The 17,526-nt window shown below is 65.4% G+C and carries 17 protein-coding genes; 2 read left to right on the forward strand and 15 right to left on the reverse strand.

Annotation, left to right across the window (positions count from 1 at the left end):
* From VIM61_03910 to lepA, 3 genes are all read right to left on the reverse strand, one after another.
* A partial coding sequence (locus tag VIM61_03910) for an MFS transporter (GenBank protein HEY8899531.1) occupies positions 1 to 1,289 on the reverse strand: 1,289 nt, incomplete at its 3' end.
* Between the two features lie 344 nt (positions 1,290 to 1,633).
* A complete protein-coding gene (locus tag VIM61_03915; GenBank protein HEY8899532.1) occupies positions 1,634 to 2,404 on the reverse strand; it encodes a hypothetical protein in 771 nt (256 codons plus the stop codon).
* Positions 2,405 to 2,496: 92 nt separating this feature from the next.
* A complete protein-coding gene (gene lepA, locus VIM61_03920; protein ID HEY8899533.1) occupies positions 2,497 to 4,293 on the reverse strand; it encodes a translation elongation factor 4 in 1,797 nt (598 codons plus the stop codon).
* A gap of 94 nt (positions 4,294 to 4,387) precedes the next feature.
* Between lepA and VIM61_03925 the strand changes: the two genes are divergently transcribed.
* Together VIM61_03925 and VIM61_03930 are read left to right on the forward strand one after the other, a co-directional pair.
* Positions 4,388 to 4,918: a hypothetical protein gene (locus VIM61_03925; GenBank protein HEY8899534.1), complete on the forward strand. Its 531-nt coding sequence runs from the start codon at positions 4,388 to 4,390 to the stop codon at positions 4,916 to 4,918.
* Entirely contained in the window at positions 4,915 to 5,499 is a 585-nt protein-coding gene (locus VIM61_03930; protein ID HEY8899535.1) for a hypothetical protein, read from the forward strand. Before VIM61_03925 ends, VIM61_03930 begins: the two co-directional genes overlap by 4 nt.
* On the opposite strand, the gene VIM61_03935 is transcribed toward VIM61_03930, so the two are convergent.
* From VIM61_03935 to VIM61_03990, 12 genes are all read right to left on the reverse strand, one after another.
* On the reverse strand, positions 5,496 to 7,673 hold the full coding sequence (locus VIM61_03935; protein HEY8899536.1) for a GspE/PulE family protein: 2,178 nt from the start codon (positions 7,671 to 7,673) through the stop codon (positions 5,496 to 5,498). The genes VIM61_03930 and VIM61_03935 overlap by 4 nt on opposite strands.
* The gene (locus VIM61_03940) at positions 7,666 to 8,187 is read right to left on the reverse strand and encodes a prepilin-type N-terminal cleavage/methylation domain-containing protein (GenBank protein ID HEY8899537.1); all 522 of its coding nucleotides are present in this window, start codon (positions 8,185 to 8,187) and stop codon (positions 7,666 to 7,668) included. The genes VIM61_03935 and VIM61_03940 overlap by 8 nt, the downstream gene beginning before the upstream one ends.
* 7 nt (positions 8,188 to 8,194) lie before the next feature.
* Entirely contained in the window at positions 8,195 to 8,548 is a 354-nt protein-coding gene (locus VIM61_03945) for a type II secretion system protein (protein HEY8899538.1), read from the reverse strand.
* A gap of 167 nt (positions 8,549 to 8,715) precedes the next feature.
* The gene (locus VIM61_03950) at positions 8,716 to 9,138 is read right to left on the reverse strand and encodes a type II secretion system protein (GenBank protein ID HEY8899539.1); all 423 of its coding nucleotides are present in this window, start codon (positions 9,136 to 9,138) and stop codon (positions 8,716 to 8,718) included.
* Positions 9,139 to 9,285: 147 nt separating this feature from the next.
* Positions 9,286 to 9,705 carry a prepilin-type N-terminal cleavage/methylation domain-containing protein gene (locus tag VIM61_03955; GenBank protein ID HEY8899540.1) on the reverse strand — a complete coding sequence of 140 codons (420 nt, stop codon included), beginning with the start codon at positions 9,703 to 9,705 and terminating at the stop codon, positions 9,286 to 9,288.
* A gap of 189 nt (positions 9,706 to 9,894) precedes the next feature.
* Positions 9,895 to 10,470, reverse strand: a complete 576-nt coding sequence (locus VIM61_03960; protein ID HEY8899541.1) for a hypothetical protein — start codon at positions 10,468 to 10,470, stop codon at positions 9,895 to 9,897.
* A 116-nt stretch (positions 10,471 to 10,586) separates the two neighbouring features.
* Positions 10,587 to 11,273 (reverse strand): response regulator transcription factor, encoded by a 687-nt coding sequence (locus VIM61_03965; GenBank protein ID HEY8899542.1) that lies wholly within the window; start codon positions 11,271 to 11,273, stop codon positions 10,587 to 10,589.
* Positions 11,230 to 13,659 (reverse strand): PAS domain S-box protein, encoded by a 2,430-nt coding sequence (locus VIM61_03970; protein ID HEY8899543.1) that lies wholly within the window; start codon positions 13,657 to 13,659, stop codon positions 11,230 to 11,232. The genes VIM61_03965 and VIM61_03970 overlap by 44 nt, the downstream gene beginning before the upstream one ends.
* Positions 13,660 to 13,679: 20 nt before the next feature.
* Positions 13,680 to 14,936 (reverse strand): type II secretion system F family protein, encoded by a 1,257-nt coding sequence (locus VIM61_03975; protein ID HEY8899544.1) that lies wholly within the window; start codon positions 14,934 to 14,936, stop codon positions 13,680 to 13,682.
* Positions 14,937 to 14,954: 18 nt separating this feature from the next.
* Entirely contained in the window at positions 14,955 to 15,383 is a 429-nt protein-coding gene (locus VIM61_03980) for a prepilin-type N-terminal cleavage/methylation domain-containing protein (GenBank protein HEY8899545.1), read from the reverse strand.
* The gene (locus VIM61_03985) at positions 15,380 to 16,723 is read right to left on the reverse strand and encodes a hypothetical protein (GenBank protein ID HEY8899546.1); all 1,344 of its coding nucleotides are present in this window, start codon (positions 16,721 to 16,723) and stop codon (positions 15,380 to 15,382) included. The genes VIM61_03980 and VIM61_03985 overlap by 4 nt, the downstream gene beginning before the upstream one ends.
* Positions 16,720 to 17,526, reverse strand: an 807-nt coding sequence (locus tag VIM61_03990; GenBank protein ID HEY8899547.1) for a hypothetical protein, incomplete at its 5' end; no start/stop codon positions are given. The genes VIM61_03985 and VIM61_03990, both read right to left, overlap by 4 nt.

Raw genomic sequence — 17,526 nt, forward strand, 5'->3', positions numbered from 1 at the left:
GCGCGGGGCTTCTCGGGGCCCTTGTGCAGGGCGAAGACGGCGCTGCGCACGCGGAGATCGTCCACGGTGAGGCGTTCGACCTGCAGCAGGTGGTCGGCCCAGGAGTCGAGGCGAAAGAGTTCCACAAAGCGCTCGGGATCCTCCATGTCGTGGTAAAGCCGCCAGCGGCGCGCGCCGTCGCGCAGGCGTTGTTCGCGGAGCTGGTGCATGAGATCGCGGAAGGCCGGGACGTTTTCCGGGGCGATGAAAAACTCGACCGTCACGAGCACGGGGCCGTCGTCGATTTCGGTGGGCAGGTGATCGTGAGCGTAGGGCCAGTCGGTCGGTCGGGTGTGGTCGAGGTCGTCGTTCACCGTGAGCGGAAAGAAGCGGATGCCGATGAGCCCGATGACCAGGCCGCCCGAGGCGATGGCGAAGCATTCCGGGGTGCCGACGACGCCGGCGAGCCAGCCCCAGAGCGCGCCGTCGAGAGCCAGAATGCCCTGAAAGGTGAGCAGGTAGAACGAGAGCGCGCGACCACGCACCCAGGCGGGAACGGCGGTCTGCACCGCGACGTTGAAGTTGATGAAGACGCCGACCCACGCGATGCCGGCGAGGAAGAGCAGCCCGGCCGCCGCGGTGACGTTCGTGGTGAAGGAGAGTCCCGCGTAGGCCGTGGCGCAGACGAGGACGCCGGCGAAAAGAATGCGGTCGAGCTGGAAGCGAGCGCGCAGCCGAGGAACGAGCAGCGCGGAAAGAATCGAGCCGCAACCAAAGGCGCCGAGGAGGAGGCCGTAGCCGGTGGCGTCCGTGCGGAAGACGTCGCGCGCCATCAGCGGCAGGAGGGCCCAGACGGCGCCCGCGCAGAGGTTGTAGATCGCGGCGCGGGCGATGGGGGCCTGCAGGCGCGGGGCGTGCATGAGGTAGCGAAAACCGGCGCGGATGGCGCCGAGGATGTCCTCGGTGAGCTTGAGCGCGGGCGCAGGCGCGGGTTTCCAGAACGCGACGGCGAGGAGCACGGCGACGAAGGATGCGGCGTTCGCGAGGAACGCGGCCGCGGCGCCGGCCGTGGCAACGAGGAATCCGCCGAGGGCGGGGCCGAAGGCCCGGGCGACGTTGAAGGCGATGGCGTTCAACGAGACGGCGGCGGGCACCCACGGTTTCGGCACGAGGTCCTGCACGGTCGCCTGCCATGCGGGGAGGCTGATCGCCGCGCCAAGGCCGATGGCGAAGGTGAAGCCGAGCAGCAGCCACGGCGTGACATGTCCGAAAAGGGTCGTGAGGCCGAGGAGCGTTGCGAAGAGAAGCATCCACGCCTGCGACCAGAAGAGGAGGTGCTATCCACGCCTGCGACCAGAAGAGGAGGTGCTTGCGGTCGACGATGTCGGCCAGCGCGCCGGCGAGCAGGCCGACGAGGAACACGGGAAGCGTGGCGGCGGTCTGGACGAGGCCGACGAGGGTGGTGGACGTCGTGAGGCCGGTCATCAGCCACGCCGCGGCGACGGACTGGACGAGCGTGCCGAGATTCGAGACGAGATTGGCGGACCAGATCGCGCGAAATGCCGGGATGCCCAGAGGCGCGAGCAACGAGGACTTCTGCGACGGGTCGTTCAAAACTTGCGCAGTCTAGTCGCGCCGGGCCAGGGAGGCAAATTCACCCTTCGGCGGGCGGTGGAGCGGGATCGCTCGGCGGCGCCTTCCGATCCTTGTGGCCCCACCAGCTGTTCCACGTGCGGCCGGTGTATTTCTCCTCGAGCTTCGCCTGCACGTCGGCGAGCGTGCCGTCGGCGGGCGTCCAGTGCGGGATGTCGGGGAAATCGAGTTTGCAGTTGTCGCACTTCTTGCCGGGATAGAAGCGAATCGGGCACCAGAAGCTCTCGAGGTTGCGGAGCATTTCGCCGCCGAGGGAGTAAACGCCGGTCATCCAGTCGCAATAGAGGCACCAGATGAGGTCGTGGCCAACGAGGCCGGAAAATTTCTGGCGCGAGATGCTCACCCATTCCGCGTGATTGTAGGGGGGCAGGCGAATCGTGCGAACGAGCACGGGATAGGTGGTGAGCTGGGAGAAGCGGATGAGGAGGAAGGCGGGCAGGGCCGGCAGCGTGGCGAGGAGCGCGAGGTAATTGCGCGCCGGGCTGGTGAGGCGGTTCAGCGTGCCGGCAAGGACGGTGCCGGAGGTGCCGCGAAGTTTCGCGTGCCACCAGCAGAACGTCTGCATCACGGCGATCTGGGCGAGCCAGCAACCGAGCAACCCCCAGAGACCGTGAAGGCCCCAGGCGAGAACCCAGGGAACCCATGTGAGCAGACTGACGGCGACGTCGAGCCCGGGGGCGACGATCACGCGATCCGTGCGCCGGCCGATGGCCATGAGGGCGAGGATGACGGCGGCTTCGTAGAGGAAGAAAAGGAGGAAGGCGAGCGCCATGGCGCGGAAGCTATGCGGCGCGCCGAACGTCGACGAGGAATCTTCGCACCGTGCCCGCTTTTTCTTTCACGGTCCGGGCAGGCCTGCGCGGCCTAACTCGTCTTCAGCACCTGGATGAAGGCTTCCTGCGGGATGTTCACCGAGCCGATGGACTTCATCCGCTTTTTGCCTTCCTTCTGCTTCTCGAGGAGCTTGCGCTTACGGGTGATGTCGCCGCCGTAGCATTTCGCGGTGACGTCCTTGCGCATCGCACTTACGGATTCGCGGGCGACGATCTTGCCGCCGATCGCGGCCTGGATGGCGACCTGGTAGAGCTGCTTCGGAATGACGTCCTTGAGCTTGGCGGCGACGGCGCGGCCACGCGACTCCGCCTTCTCGCGATGGACGATGGAGCTGAAAGCATCCACCGGCTCGCCGTTCACGAGGATGTCGAGCTTCACGAGATTCGAGGCGCGGTAGCCGGCCGGTTCGTAGTCCATGCTGCCGTAGCCGCGGGTGACGCTTTTGATCTTGTCGTGGAAGTCGACGAGGATCTCGTTCAGCGGGATCACCGCGGTGATCATGATGCGCTTCGTATCGATCGACTCCGTGTGGTCGACGGTGCCGCGCTTATCCATGATGATCTGCATGAGGTCGCCGATGTTTTCATTCGGCACCATCACGAAGCATTTCACGACGGGCTCGCGGATTTCCTCGATCACGCTCATGTCGGGAAGGTTCGCGGGATTGTCGACCTCGATGATGTCGCCGCTGGTTTTCACCACCTCGTAGATGACGCTGGGATACGTCGAGATGATGTCCATGTCATACTCGCGGCGCAGGCGCTCGATGATGATCTCCATGTGGAGGAGGCCGAGGAAGCCGCAGCGGAACCCGAAGCCGAGGGCGACGGAGGATTCCGACTGGAAATTGAAGGCGGCGTCGTTGAGCTGGAGCTTGCCCATGGCGGCCTTCAGGTGCTCGAAATCGGCCGTGTTGATCGGATAAATGCCGCTGAAGACCATCGGGTGGACTTCCTGGAAGCCCTCGAGCGGCCCGGCGGCGGGCTTGCGCGCGTCGGTAAGCGTGTCGCCGATCTTGATCTCGGCCGTCGTCTTGATGTTCGCGATGAAATACCCGACGTCGCCGGAAGCGAGCTCGGGAATGGCAAACATCTTCGGGGTGAAGACGCCGACCTCCTTGATCTCGTAGTTCTTGTTCGTGAACATCAGCTTCACCTGCATGCCGGGAGCGATGCGACCGGAGAACACGCGGACGTAGCCGATGACGCCGCGGTAGCCGTCGAAGACGGAATCGAACACGAGCGCGCGCAGGATTTCGTCCTCGTTCTTCGGCGGCGGCGGCATGCGGGTGACGACCGCCTCGAGGATGTCGCGAATGCCGAGGCCGGCCTTGGCGCTGGCGGCGATGGCCTCCTCGCCGGGAATCGCGAGGATGTCCTCGAGCTGCTTCCGGACGGTGGGCAGGTCCGCGTTCGGAAGGTCGATCTTGTTGATGACCGGAATGATCGTGAGGTTCTGCTTCGCGGCGAGGTGGACGTTCGCGACGGTCTGGGCCTCCACGCCCTGGGCGGCGTCGACGATGAGCAATGCGCCTTCGCAGGCGGCAAGGCTGCGCGAGACTTCGTAGGTGAAGTCCACGTGGCCGGGGGTGTCCATGAGGTTCAGCCGGTAGTCGAGGCCATCGTCGGCGCGGTATTTCATCGTCACCGGGTGCGACTTGATCGTGATGCCGCGCTCGCGTTCCAGGTCCATCGAATCGAGGAGCTGGTCCTCCTTTTCGCGGTCGGAAATTGTGCCGGTGCTTTCGAGCAGGCGATCGGAAAGCGTCGTCTTGCCGTGATCGATATGGGCAATGATGCAGAAGTTACGGGTGCGTTCGATAGACATCGGGCGAGCCGGAGACGATCCGTGATCGCGGGAACCAAGTCAATCGAACGAAACGGGATTGACAGGATTTGACGGATTGCCGGGGATGGGCGGGATGGACGATGACAAGGACGAACAGCCGCCGTTCCGGTGGAATCGGCAGGCGGTTTTCATGCTGGTATTGTGCATGTTCGCGATGGCGCTCCCCCTGGGCGGCGTCGTGTGGTCCCTGCGCGGCTACCTCACGGCGCAGCAACGCATCGCGGCCGAGGCGATGGCATCGCCGACCCCTGCAAAGCCGGCGGTCGACACGGTTTCCCTCGAAAAGAGTCTGGAACGCGTTTCCGATGAACAGTTTGCGTCGACCGTGACCCTGAAGGAGGACGGCACGAGCCTCGAACTGACCGTCGCGCCCGGAGACATGGCCGCGCGGGCGGCGCGGATCGGCGAACTGGCGAAGGACGCGGGCGGGAGCGCGCTCGACATGAGCGATCCCGAGGCGAAGTCGCGCCGGCTGATGGTGCAGGTGGCCGCCTCGCGGCTGGACCTCCTCAAGCGGGCCATCCGCGGCGAGCGCGTGGATTTTTCGGCGATCCCGGCGGGCGCCGAGACGCAGATGCTCGAAGTGGAGCTGCGGGCGCCGTGATCCTGGTGACGTTTGCGGTGCCGTTCGAGAGTGCGGCGTTTCGACGGGAGGTCGTCAGTCGCGACGTGCGCATCCTGCATACCGGTGTCGGCGCGGATGCCGCGCGGGCGGCGCTGGAACAGGCGCTGTGTGAGGGAGTGCCGGAGCGGGTGATTGCATCGGGCTTCGCCGGGGCGCTGGTTCCCGAGCTGGCCATTGGGGAAGTCGTGACGGAGCGGTCCCGGAGAATCGCCAGCGCCGCCGAGGTGCTCGCGACGGCGGAGGACAAGCGCGCGTTTCGCGAGCGGACCGGGGCCGAAGTGGTCGACATGGAGACGGAGGCGATCCGCGAAGTGTGCGAAGCCGCGGGCGTGCCGCTCTCGATCCGGCGGGTGATCAGCGACAGAGCGGAGGACGACCTGGGTCTGCCGCCGGTTCTGCTCGACGCGCTTTCCGCGCGGCCGGTGAGCGCGATGCCGCGTCTCCTCTGGACGCTGGCCACGCAGCCGGCGCGGCGCCGGGCCTTTCTCCGGCTGGTGCGTGATTGTCGCACGGCGCAGCGCGCGCTGGCGGCGACTTTGGTCGAGGAACTCGGCGGCTAAAGCGTCGACGTGTAGCTGAGGGGGCTGATCTCTTCCATGGACGTGTGGCCCGTGAGGACATGGCCGAGACCTTCCTGAAAAAGGGAGAGCACCCCGTGACGGAAGGCGACTTCGCGCATTTGCGATTGCGGAGCGTTTGCGCCGATGAGGTCCGCGAGGTCGGGGGTGATCGGGCACATTTCCATGAGGGCGATGCGGCCGGAATACCCGATCTCGTTGCATTCGCTGCAGCCGGTCTTCTGGTAGATCGTGGTGACGTCGCCGGGAATCTCGATGGAATTTTTCGCGAAAATGCGGCGGATGTCGTCGGTGAGCGGCGTGGGGCGCTTGCAGAAGGTGCAGAGCCGGCGGACGAGGCGCTGCGCCTGGCTGAGGGCGAGGGCGTCGGCGAGAAGGTAGGGCGGCAGGCCCATCGAGACGAGGCGGCTGATGGCGCGCAGGCTGTCGTTGGCGTGCAACGTGGTGAGCACGAGGTGGCCGGTGAGCGCGGCGTTCACGGCAGCGTTCGCGGTCTCCTCGTCGCGGGATTCCCCGATGAGAATGACGTCCGGATCGGCGCGGAGCAGCCGGCGGAGGCCCTGCGGAAAATCGATGCCGTTGATGGGGTCGGTCTGCGTCTGGTTGATGCCCTCGATCTCGTATTCGATGGGGTCCTCGATCGTGTGAATGTTCAGTCCTTCGCGGTTGATGCTGTTGATGAAGGCGTAAAGCGAGGTCGTCTTGCCGCTGCCGGTCGGCCCGGTGACGAGGACGAGGCCCTGGTCGCGGTTCATCGTGTCGCTGATGATCTGCGACTGGCGCGGGGTGAGGTTGAGCTCGCTGAGGCGTTTGACGCCGTCCTTCTTGTCGAGGAAGCGGATGGTGAGCTTCTGGAGGTCGCGTCGGCAGGGAATGGCGGATACGCGACAGTCAATGCGGCGCTTGCCGATGCTCATCGCGAAGCGGGCGTCCTGGGCGTCCTGCCGGCGGTGACCCATGTTCGAGTAGTTCTTGATGAGACTGATGAAGCGCGGCAGGCCTTCCTCGGGGCAGGAGTGGATGACCTGAAGCTCGCCGTCGATGCGGGCGCGGAACCGGGCCGTGTTGAAATATTTCTCCACATGGAGGTCGCTCGCCCGGCCGGAGATGGCGCGGTAGAGGACCCAGTGGACGATCTGCTCCGGCGTGGTGTGGATGCTCGCGGGATTCAGGCGCTGCATCTCGCCCGCGTCGATTTCGACGAGGTTCGTGGTGTCGGAGTAATCGAGATGGCCGGCGCCGGGATCGGGGGCGGCGGCGACCCTGGCGCCACGGCCGCGATTGCGGGCGATGGCCTCGAAGATGCCGTCCCGATCGGCGAGGACGGGCACGAATTTGAATTCGTCGGAGCCGGTGGAGAGCCATTCGTCTTCGAAGGCGTAATTCTCGCGTTCGGCGACGAGCAGGTAAACGTGGTCCTTGCCGACGTGGAGCGGGTAGACGCCGTGCTTTTCGAGAAGGGTGTCGGGGAAGGTGGATTGCCCGGGGGCGTATTCGGAGTTGAAGACCGCCTCGCGACGCGAGAGGTGAGTGAGCGCAACGCCGTAGTGCTTTGGCAGAAGCTTGAAATCGACGATGCGGCGGTAGTCGTTGCCCTCGAACGCGTGCTCCGCGGCCTCGAGGTCTTCCGCCTCCTTGGGCGTGAGCGGATAGACGCGGCGGAGCCAGCGCGACATCGTCAGGAGACCCTGGCCCCGCGGCACGGGCTCCATGACGGGCAGGGGGGCGGGCTCGAGCGGATTGATTTCCAGCCTGGCATTGAGATCGTCCTGAAGCTCGAGATACTGCGTTCGCGACACGAGCGTGCGAATGACGAACTCCCCGGGGATGCCCCAGAGATCCTGCGCGGCGGGATTGTAGTGGGCGCAGAGAAGCAGCGGGCCGAGCGAGCCAAAGGGCAGCCACGGCTCGCTGGCGATTCGATTCTGCGCAAGACGACGGAAGATCTCTTCGGCGCGAGTGGAACAGGCGGCCCGGGTGAGGCGCAGGGGAATGATTTCGAATTCTCCGGCCAGCCATTCGAGCGCGCTCCCGGCGTCGCGGCGGTTGAGCTGGGCGATGGCGTCGTGGGGATCTTCTTCCGGAGGAAACGGCGGAACGGCGAGGCCGCGGGAGGTCAGGGTTTCCGCGAGGGCGAGCCAGGAGGCTTCATTCATGCTGGTTCGGGCCGAGAGGCTGATAGTCGCTGGGGAAGGAGTAAGAGCTGGCGCTTCCCGGGTTGCGTTCGCCGGTGAGGAGCCCCATGCCGACGGTGCCGGGGCGGATCAGTTCGAAGGCGTAGCCGTTCCATTGGATGCGATAATCATCGGTCGAAGACGACGTGGTGTCGCTGAAATTTTGCGGGACATACGGGGCACCCGGGGCGCCGGGCGTGCTGGGGTCGGGATTGCGCCATTGCAGGGTGCGGAGGATGGCAAGCTCGTCCGCGGTGGAGGAGTCGTTGCGATTGAGGACGACGTCCCAATTCGTCTGGTTGAAATGGAGGAGGCCGCGGTTCAGGAGCTGGAGGTTGTCGCGAGCGACGGTTTCGCGCGCGGCCGTAGAGGTCCCGCTGAATCCCTGGATTGCGATGGCGGCGAGGATGCCGATCAGCGCGATCACAACGACCATCTCGGGAAGGCTGAATGCCCGGAGGCGGGAGCGGGAACCGGCGTTGGCGGGTGAAAGCATTGAGGCCTCAATAACCGATCGATCCGCCGGGGCCGGTGAGGGGCACTTTCGAGAGAGGAATGAGGGCGGTGGGAAGCGTGATGGTGTAGCCGCCGGGCATGTAGTCGGCGAAGCTGCTGGGGGCGTAGGCGAGGTAGGGAGCGAGGAGGGCGTAGCGCTCCGCGGGGGTGCTGGTGGCGCCCCACCCGGCGACCGCGCTGGCCTGCCCGTGGGCCTGCAAATAAGACGCCATGGAGAGATTGATCGCGTCGGCGCGGGCAATGGCGAGGCTTTCCTCACTGTCGCTCTTGATGCGGACGATGTTCGGCAGCGCTAGGAACGTGATGATGCCAATGAGGCCGACCGCGGCGAGGACTTCCACGAGCGAGAAGGCCGAGTGGTATTTTGGATTTTGGATTTTGGATTTTGGATTTTCCGAAGGCTTCGCTTCGCTCGCATTGATCACTCTGCCGACGCGGTGTTTTTGGGAAACGCGTCGCGGCGTTGCCCAATCCAAAATCCAAAATCCAAAATCCAAAATTGACAGGTTCATGGGGTGATGAGGTTGACCTTGGGATAGGAGCCGGATGGCCAGTCGGTGATCTGCAGGTATTGGCCGGACTTCACCATCGCGTCGGAGCGCACCCGGTCGACGTTCGACGTGTTCGCGACAAGGTGGGAGTAGGTGGCGCTGTCGAGGTAGGCCTGGACGAGCGCGAGACGGGCGAGGCCGTTGGCGGCGGCATTGTATTCCGTTCGCGCCGAGGCCAGGGAGCGCGGGGCGGCGCTTCGGTAGGCCACCCAGCTGTTGACGGCCTCCTGGACGACGGCCTGCTGCTGCCGGGCGATGACCAGCCGGGAGTCGGCCGAGGCGTTCGAGAACGCGGCGATGACGAGCGAGGCCATGATCGCGATGATGGCGATCACGAGGAGCAGCTCGACGAGGCTGAATGCGGTCCGGCGGGATTTCATGAACGGAAAAAAACAAGCTCCGGCGGGTTGGCCACCGGAGCTTGTCTGCTGCATTTGGAGCGTGCTTCGTCGAGCGCTGTGTCTTTTTTCGGCGAAGCACTCCTCCGAATCATTTATATCTTCATTCAAAGAAGATCTGTGCCTGCACTAGTTTGCAGGGCTCGCTGAGCCGGCTTTGACGTAAGCAAAACCGGTGGTCGGACTGTAGGTCAGGAAGCCTTTAACCGCCGTGGTGTAGTCGGCAGGATCCATGTCGAGTTTGACAGTCGTGCCATTAGCGGTGGCTCCGTCAATCAAATCGGCAACGGCGGCTGTGCCGGTAGCGTCGCCAGAGAACGAGTAACCTGCCGCGATGGCCGCAGCGGATACGGATGCAATGTTCTGAGCATTACGCTGATCTCGCGCGGTTCCCGCGGATTGGGTAATGCCCGAAATATTCGGGATGGCGATGGCGGCGATGATGCCGATGACGGCGATGACGACGAGAAGCTCGACCAGGCTGAAGCCCTTGCGGGTGTTCTTGCGGCGGAGCTTGCTGCGGAATTGGGCGACGGATGGATGGTTCATAAATGAGTTGATTTACGAAGAGGGTGCGTCCGTGCCGTCCCCGGGGCAATGCAGGGGAGTTTGTATATTGCGAGGGGGAAACTACTTAGGGAGGGGCTGGAAACTCAACCGCCCGGCAGGGGAATTACCTCCGGGCGGTCGTTTGCGAAAGATGGGGATCGACGCGTCGAAAATCTGCACGCAGTCCGGTTAAGGCGTGGTGGAAGAAGCCCCGGTGAAGGAAAAGGCAAGGCGTCGGCCGAGGCCGCTGACCTTTTGCTTGAATCCGGAGTTAGCGGTGAAGGTCATGTTGCCGACGGCGTCCGTGGTGAACGTGCCGGTGATGTTGTTGCCGTTCTTTCCGGAATTCCCCGAGAAGGTGAACACGATGGTGGAGGCGTCGACGACGGTGTAGGTGCCCCTGGCCTTGAGCCGGACAACGACTTTCTTGCCGGCCGGGAGATTCTCGTTCTTCAGCACCTTGCGGGGATCGGCGAGGACCTTGGCGCGGAGGTCGAGGCTTCCCTTGCCGTTGGCGAGAAGCGTGAGGTCGACCGAGACCTGAATCCCTCGCGCGCCCTGCCCGGAGATGAGGACGCGGGCATCGCTGCCGTCCGAGGTGGTCGCATTGGCGGTGGCGACGAGCGAGCCCGTCTTCTTGCCGGTGGTGACGGTGGCGGAGCCGTCGTAGGGATTGAAGTAGGGGCCGAAGGCCTGGGCGCTGGCGATGGCCAGGCCGGAGAGGACGAGGAAAAGGAAACGACGGGGAAGGGATTTTGTCTTCATGGCTGTGTTCCTGAATTTCAGCCGCCAAGTTGCGTCTGGCAATGGGGGAAAGTCCTGATTTTACGGGAGATACTTTCCCCGGAGTCGCGCGGGTTTCCCCCAGTGCAAGGGAGAAGCTACGCCTCGATGATGTGGTTGCGGATGGCGTAGCGGACGAGGTCGCTAAAGGCGTTCAGGCGGAGCTTGCGCATGATGCCGGCGCGGTGGGTCTCGACGGTCTTGACGCTGATGCCGAGGTCGGTAGCGACTTCCTTGTTGCTGCGGCCCTCGGAGAGGAGCTGGACGATCTCGCGTTCCCGGGGCGTGAGGGCGTCGTCGGGCGTGGTCTCCAGCGGCTCGCCGGCGGTAGCGCGAAGGAAGCCCTGGAAGATCCATTCGCTGAGCTTCGAACTGCAGAAGTGGCGGTCCTCGAGGACGGCGCGGACGGCGGCGACGAGGTGGGTGCCGGCGTCGGACTTGAGGACGTAGCCGCGGGCGCCGGAGCGGAAGACCTCGCGGACGAGCTCCTCGGTCTCGTGCATGGTGAAGATGATGATGCGGATCTCGGGGCGGATCTTCCGCACCTGCCGGGTGGCGTCGATGCCGTTGAGGCCGGGCATGCTGAGGTCGAGGATGGCGACGTCCGGCGCGCAGGATGCGATGCCGTCGAGGGCTTCGCGGCCGGTGGCGGCCTCGCAGCAGATTTCCCAGCCGGGCTGGGCGGTGAGGAGGTCGCGCACGCCGTGGCGGACGACTTCGTGGTCGTCGGCGATGAGGATTCTAGTCGTCGGGCAGGACATCGGAGTCGAGGGGCAGGGTGGCATGAATGGTGGTGCCATCGCCATTGGATTCGATGGTGAGGGAGCCTTTGAACTGGCGAAGGCGCTCGCGCATGCCGGCAATGCCGACGCCGGGAACGGGGTGATCGTCGTGATTGGGGCCGTCGGGGATGCCGCGGCCTTCGTCGCGAATGGTGAGGGCGAGCGCGCCCTGCTCGACGGCGAGGCGAATCCAGGCGCGGCGGCTGCCGGAGTGGCGGTGGATGTTGCTGAGACCTTCCTGGACGACGCGGAAAATGGTCGTCTCGACCTCCGCGGGCTGCCGCTCGAGCGTCTCGGGGGCGTCGAGTCGCACGACGATCTCGGTGCGCGAGATGAAGCCGTCGACATACCAGCGCAGGGCAAAGAGGAGACCGACTTCGTCGAGGAGAGGCGGATGGAGCAGATAGGAGATGGTGCGAATCTCGCGCAGGCTCGTGTCGGTGAGGGAGCGGATGTCGGCGAGGAGGGCCTCGGCGGAAGACGCGGAAAGGCGGGTCTCGGGGCCGAGTCCGGTGAGCTGGGTGAGCGCCATCTGAATGGCGGTGAGCGTCTGCGCGGTGGAGTCGTGGAGTTCCCGGGCGATGCGACGTCGCTCCTCGTCCTGCGAGCGAAGGAGGTGGCCGGAGAGCTGGCGAAGCTCGTCGCTGGCGTGCTTGCGCTGCGAGATGTCGCGGAAATTGAGCTGGATGACGTCGTCGTCGCCGGTCTCGTAGACGCGGGCGGTGACTTCGAAGTAGTGGCGGGTGTCGTCTTCGTTACGAATGGACACCTCGGCTTCGCGCCTGGTGGAGTCCGGCGCGAGGATGCGCTCGAAGGCGCGACGAACCCGCGATGTGCGAAAGGGCGCGAGGGCGCCGAGGGGACGATTCAAGAGAAAGAGGCGGCTGAGGTTCAGGAGGCGGCAGAAGGCGGGATTGACGTCCGTGATGAGGTGGTCGGCCTGGCGGATGATGACGATGCCATCGGCGGCCGTCTCGAAAAGGCGGCGGTAGCGGATTTCGGATGCCTCGAGGCGCTGGTGAGTGAGATGGGTGAGCGTGATGTCGCGGGCGACGCACTGGATCTCGCGGAGCTGGCCGGTCTCGGAAAAAATGCCGCGGTCGGTGCGGCGCAGCCACGAGACCCCCTCGCTGGACGAGTGATCGGGCAGCGGAAGGACGCGGTGGTTGAGGGTGACGACGGGGTTGTCGACGGAGAGCGTGTCGATCGCGCTGGTGACGCGGCGGATATCCTCGTTCGCGACGAGGCGATGGGCGTCGAGACCGATGAGACTTTCCCGGCGGACGTTGAAGTAACGGCAGAGGGCCTCGTTGGCGAAGGTGATGCGGCCGTTGGGAAGGTAGCGGAGAATGAACTCGGTCTGGTCCTCGACGATGGCACGGTATTTGGCTTCCGCCCGAAGAACGGTGCGGGCGAGGTCCTCGATGGTGCGGGCGAGATCGGCGAGTTCGTCGCGACCACGAAGTCCGAGGTTCGTGGGAAGCTGGTCGTTGCGCCGGGCGGCCACGAGACGGGTGGCGAGCTGGCGAACGGGGAGGATGACGTTCGCGTCGAGGAGATACCAGACGACGAAGAGCAGGATGCCGGCGGCGGAGGCGAGGCCGATGACGAAGATGCGAATGGTGCGCGCGGCCTGAAAGTGGAGGTGCCGGTCCCCCGCGAGCTCGGCGGTGGCGATCCAGTCGCCACGGAGATCGCGCAAGGGGAAGAGGGCGGCGACTTCTCCGGAATCGACGACGCGCACGGAAGACGGGGGTGGGGGCTCCGAGAGACGATTTCCCCCGCCAGGAATCAGGAAGCGGATGTTGTAGCCAGAGAATTCGTTGACGAGGCGGGGGGCCGCGCTCGAGATGATGCGGCCGGCGACGAGCGTGCCGGCGGCGGAACCATCGGCGGAGAGGACCGGAACGGCCGTGACGTGAAAGAGGCGCTCGGCGATCGTCATCAGTCCCGCGGGAGGTTCGCCGTCCTTCGTCGCGGGAACGAGGGGCTGGGCGGCGAGGGCGGTGCCGATCTCGCCGGCGGACAGGTTCGGAAGGGTGCGCTCCACGAAAACGAGATCGCCGGACGGGCGGTAGAGGGCAACGAACGAGAGGCGCAGGTCGACGAGCGTTTGCGGGGCAAGGGCCGGGGATGGTGGGGCGGAGGGGCTGCCTTCCGCAAGGTCGCGGACGGCGCTGCGACCGGCCAGCGCCCGGGCGTCGACGATGAGGGGCGCGAGATCTTCGGCGAGCTCGGCGGCGAACTGGGAGGTCTGGCGCGTGACGTCCGCGATCTCCACGTCGTCAAACTGGCGCTCGATCACGATGCGGGCGAACGCAAGAACGATCGCGAAGAGCAGGGTGACCGTCGCGGCGAAGACGAGGAGGGATTTGAGGCGAAGACTCATGCGGTAGCCGAACCGGAAAATCAGGGATGCGAGACGGCGGCGGCAACCGGTTTCTTCTTGGGCAGGATGACTTTGCTGAGGCCGAAGATGGGACCGTAGATGGCGTAGACGAGGAAGCCGACCATCACGCCCATCGCGACCATGGTGACGGGCTCGAGGATCTTGTCGATCTGGTTCGCGATGGTGTCGAGCTCGTCCTCGTAGTCGGAGGCGATCTCGTCGAGCATTTCGTTCGCGGAGCCGGTCTCGCTGGCGATCTGCATGACGGCGGAGAGCGTGCGGCCGTCGGGGCCGAGCCAGTGCGACTCCATGAGGAAACTTTCGGGCAGGTCGAGGCCGTCGATGACGTGCTGGCGCACGCGGGTGAAGAATTCGCGGTAGTAGACGTGGCTGGAACTGGCGGCGGTGATTTCGAGGGCGGTGGAGATGCGGACGTTCGCCTGGAGGAGCATGGCGAGCGCGCGGAAGCTCACGGTGGCGGCGGATTTGCGAATGATGGTGCCGATCGTCGGCAGGCTGATGATGAACTTCTGGACCGGCGGCCGGGCGTAGATCCTGCCCCAGTTCTTGAAGAGCAGGCCGAGGCCGATGAAGGGGACGACGGCGAGGTAGGGCTGGTGGATGAGGAGGTTCGAAAACGCCATCATCGCGATGGTCGCGAAGGGGAGTTGGGCGTTCATGGAGCCGTAGAGCTTCGCGATGGCGGGCACGAGGGTGAAGCTCATGGCGATCGTCACGGCGACGGCGAGCACGAGAACGATGCAGGGATAGATCATCCCGGTCTTGAGCTTCTTGAGGATGCGGACGGTCTTGCGCTGGCTGTTCGCGATCTGGGCGCAGACGGCGGAGAGGCGTCCGGACTCTTCGCCGGCGCGAATGAGGGCGAGGACGTCGTCTGGGAAGGCATCGGGGAACGCCGCCATGGCGTCGCTGAGTTTTTCGCCGATGGAGATCTGGTAGGCGAGTTCGGCGAGGATGCCGCGATAGCGCGGCGACTTCACACGTCCGGTCTGGAGCTCGAGGCTCTTGATCGTCGAGATGTTGCGCTCGAGGCAGCGGGCCAGACCGCTGAAGACGGCGACCCGCTCGTCGAGCGAGGGCTTCTTCGCGCTCATCCGATGGACGAACTCGTCGGCGCCGCCGATGTTGGTGACTTTCGCGGTTTCGTTGGGGGCCTTGCCCGCGCCGACGAGGGCCTTGGCGTCGGTGTCGGTATCGACGACGGTGTCGTGGGATCGGCCGGTCGCGTTGTTGGTGAGGGTGACTTTCTTGAGCATGCGGCGCCGGCAATGGGATCAGCGAAGAGATGGGCGGATGACGGTGAGCGTGCTGGTGCGGAGGGCGGTGGTCGAGTTTTCGCCAGCAGACCATGTGCCGGCGGCCCAAGCGCCGCTTTGCGGGGTGGTGCGGTAGGTGAGGGTGGTGGTGGCCTGATCGACGGTGCCGAGATTCGTGATGGGCAGGGCTGCGGCGGTGAACGTGAGGGAGGCGACGGCGGAGTCCTCGGGCAGGATGGCGATGATCTTATCGGGAGCGAGTCCGAGCTGGTAGAGCCGGGCGGCCTGCTCGTGAAGGTTGAGGCAGCGGGCGATGCGCGCGTTGATTTCCTCCTGTGTGAGAGTGGCAAGCGCGAGGGCGGCGGCGGCGGCGGTGACGACGAGCAGCACGCCGGCGGCGATGAGAACCTCGATAAGCGTGTAGGCGGCGGTGCGGGGACGGTTCATGGCGCGACGCTCTCGACCCAGGCGGTGCGGGTGGCGAGCTGCCCGAGGAATTTCGGATCGTTCTCCGGCAGGATGCGAACGGAGCCAGCGACGACGAGGACGGAACGGTCGGAACGGATGCCGCCGATCTGGCTGACGAAACCGATGGCGTTGATATTGACGGGCACGTTCTCCAATTCGAGGAGCAGGCGCCATGAGGGCGAGATGGCGGTGAAGTTCATGACAAGGGGGAGGACCGCGGCGGTGGATTTGACGGCCAGGATGACGCGACGGCTGTTTTGCAGAGAGAGATTGACGATGGGAAGGACGCCGCTGGATTGGTCGATGAGGATGAGGATGGCGGGCAGGTCGTCGGCCGCGGCGTTTGGATAGGTGGATTGGCCGACGAGATTAAGGGTGAGGACGTTGCCGGTGATGAGGACGTTGCCGAGGGCGGGATTGTCGAGGGTGACGGTGACGGTGCCGGGGAGAAGGCCAAGCGGGTCTGCGGTGCAGGTGACGCCGTCGGAATTGTCGTTGTCGGAGACGAGGCCGTTGACGGCGGCCGTGGTGACCTTCGCGCGCGAGGAATTGGCGGCGGGATTCGAGTTGTCGAGGGCGTCGAACTGGCCGGCCGCGTAGAATGAAGCGCCGCCGGTGCGAGGGTTCGCGATCTGACGTGGAAGCGCGAGGTTGTTCATCAGGACGGTGTTTCCGCCGAGACTGAGAATCGAGAAGAGGCTGACGCCGGGGAGCGTGGTGTAGGAGTTCGACGTGAGGCCGATCGAGGTGGGGTAGGTCCAGAGGAAGGTGAGACCGGCGGTGTCGAGGCCGGAGAATGCCACGGTGGCGGAAGGCGTGAGCGTGGGCGTCTGGCTCACAAGGAGGGTGCCGGAGAGCAGGGGCGAACGGGAGCGGAGCTGGAATTTGCGGGGGATGCTGGGGGTGTTGGAGATGCCGTCGCCGAGGAGGATGTAATTGTTCGCGTTGTCGTTCGGCACGAAGGTGTAGCCATCGCCGTTCCCGGGGGAGAAGAGATTCACGCCGGCGGGGGCCTCGACGGAAAGGAGCGGCGCGCTGCTCCAGGCGGGAACCGTGATGGCGCCCCAGGTGGGATCGGCGAGGGCAAAGGTGGCAGCGGTGCCGGACGTGGAGGAGATGAGGCGCTCGAGCAGGAACTCGGAGGCGAGCGAGCGGGAGTTCTCGTAGGCGACCCGGCGCTTGGTGGCGGCGGCGAGTTGTTCGACGTAATTTGCCCGCGCGGTAACGAGCGAGAGCCAGCCGGCGGTGAGCACGCCGACGACGGCGACGAGCAGGAGCGCGAGAAGAAGAGCGGAGCCGCGATTTCGGGGGGTCTTCATAACGCGGGAAACATCGGGACGGCGAAGAAGAATGCGGTGCGCCCACCCATGGCGGCATAGGAGGCCTTCGGGTCGTTGCTTGTGTAGGGGGGGGCGGCGATTGCTGATTCCAAGGTATGCGCGGAGGGGTCCGGCCACCAGATGAAATAGAAGGGGCGCTCGCGGGCGATCTTGAGGCGATCGACGGCGTTGCCCTCGACGATAGCGGCGCGGGAATCGCGCTCGAAGGCGACGACGAGGGGATTGAAGGGGACGGAGGTCCCGGCGGGCGGCGCGGGATAGAAGACGTCGTAGTAATCGGTGAGACCGAGGAGACCGTCGCTGGCGGTGGTGGTGACGGTGCCGTAGCGCTTCACGCTGGCATAGGTGCCGGCTGGCGACGTGGTGGGGGTGAGATCGATGTCGTAGATCGCGAAGAGCGAAAGGACGCCGGAATTTGCGGCAGGGGCGAGAATGAAGATGGAGGCGTTCGTGGCGAGGGAGGCGCCGCGGTAGGCGACGAAGGTGGAGGCGGTCGCGGGAACGATCGTGGCGAGGAGGGTGCGAAAGGCGTCCGGGGTATCGAGGCTGGTGCCCTGGATGAGGGCGGGCAGGGAGAGGGCGGCGCCATGGAAGGGATTCACCGCGTTTCGACCGAGGCAGAAGACGGCGACGGCGCTCTGGACGTCGGTGACGAACTGATCGCGGACCACGTCGGCCTGGGCCGCGCGACCGTAGCTGGGGGCGAAGTAGACATTCACGGTGGTGGCGCTGCCGCCGTAGAACGTGCTCAAGGCCGGGCCGACCGTCACGGTGCCATAGCT

The organism is Chthoniobacterales bacterium (assembly GCA_036569045.1).
Lineage (GTDB): Bacteria > Verrucomicrobiota > Verrucomicrobiia > Chthoniobacterales > JAATET01 > JAATET01.